This is a genomic window from Streptomyces sp. NPDC004561 (assembly GCF_053602155.1).
This window is the reverse complement of sequence record NZ_JBSGDB010000917.1, coordinates 1-1,291: the sequence shown is the minus strand read 5'-3', so window position 1 is coordinate 1,291 and position 1,291 is coordinate 1. Positions and strand designations below refer to the sequence as shown.

The window sequence follows — 1,291 nt, the reverse complement described above, 5'->3', positions numbered from 1 at the left end:
TCAATTTCGAGGCCGAGGGGCAGCTCGCCACCTACCTGGCCTGGCTGATCCCCCGGCGATCACCACCAGCCGTTCCCGGCCACCCCGCCCACCGCTCATGTTCATGTGAACACGCTAGAGGGCCCGGCCGTTTCAGTCCCGTCCGGGCTCGCCCGGCGACGCCTCCGGCGCGGGCCGCGCCGAGGGCAGCGGGCCCGGCGCCGCCGACGCGGCCGCGGGCTCCGTCCGGCGCGGCGGCCGGGGCCGTGCGAGGCGCAGCCACAGCAGCGCGAGCAGGCCCGCGAACGCCGCGAACGGCAGGACCGCGCCCAGCGCGAGGGCGATCCAGCGGAGCATCGTGAGGAACACGTGCCAGCCGCCCGCCAGCGCGTCCACGAAGCCGGGCGTGTCGTCGGCGGCCGCCGCCCGCACGGGCCTCTCGGACAGCGACAGGGTGATGGTGGCCAGGCCGGCGCGGTCCTTCAGGGACGCCTGCCGGGCCAGCAGCGCCTCCAGATCGGCCTGGCGGCCGCTCAACTCTCCCTCCAGCGTGACGACATCGCCGAGCTTCGTGGCCCGGTCCATCAGCGCGCGGATCCGGTCCACGCCGGCCCGCTGCGACCTGACGCGGCTGTCGACGTCCACGACCTGGTCGGTGACGTCCACGGCCTTGGCCGTGCGGTCGATCAGCCGGCCCGCGCCCTGCAGCTCGGCGAGCACCTCGTCGTACTTCGCCGTGGGCACGCGGAGCACCACCCGGGTCTGCTCGTGGCCGTCGCCGTCCCGGCTCGTGGTCTCCTGGCCGACGTACCCGCCCGCGTCCTCGGCGGCGGTCCGCGCCTGCTCCAGGGCCTTGGGCACGTCCTTGACCTGGACGGTGAGGGACGCGGTACGGATGATCGCGTTCGGGGTGAGATCGGGCGTGCCGTGGGCGGACCCGGTGCCGGCCGCCTTTCCGCCGGCGGCGCCGGCCCGCGGGGCCCGGGCGTCCGCGGCGGACTTCGCCGAGCCGCCGCCAGTGTCGTGCGGTCCGCCGCACCCCGCGAGAGCGAGCGAGGCGGCGAGCAGGAGCGCGGCCGGCAGCCGGCCGGAGCGGGTGGAGCGTACGGAACCTGGTGTGCGCATGGGCGGTACCCCCGGGGACGGTGACCTGCTGTCGCTCCTGCGACGGCGGGCCCGGCGGCGACGTTCGGCCGCGCCGGTTCCGAAGCGGTCACGGTCGATCGAAGGCCACCTGACCCGCCGTACGGTCCCCGACGGCACCACGGAGGCATGGACGTACGACGGCGAGGACAACTGCACCAGCCACACC

General features: G+C 75.8%; 2 protein-coding genes. One reads left to right on the top strand and one right to left on the bottom strand.

Annotated elements, in window-relative coordinates:
* Positions 1-132 precede the first annotated feature (132 nt).
* Positions 133-1,104, bottom strand: coding sequence for a DUF4349 domain-containing protein (locus ACWEN3_RS46685; RefSeq protein ID WP_452984538.1), 972 nt, complete (start codon positions 1,102-1,104; stop codon positions 133-135).
* On the opposite strand from ACWEN3_RS46685, the gene ACWEN3_RS46680 reads away from it, so the two are divergent.
* The coding region (locus ACWEN3_RS46680) for a hypothetical protein (protein ID WP_452984536.1) at positions 1,103-1,291 on the top strand (189 nt) is incomplete at its 3' end. The two genes, ACWEN3_RS46685 and ACWEN3_RS46680, sit on opposite strands and share 2 nt — an antisense overlap.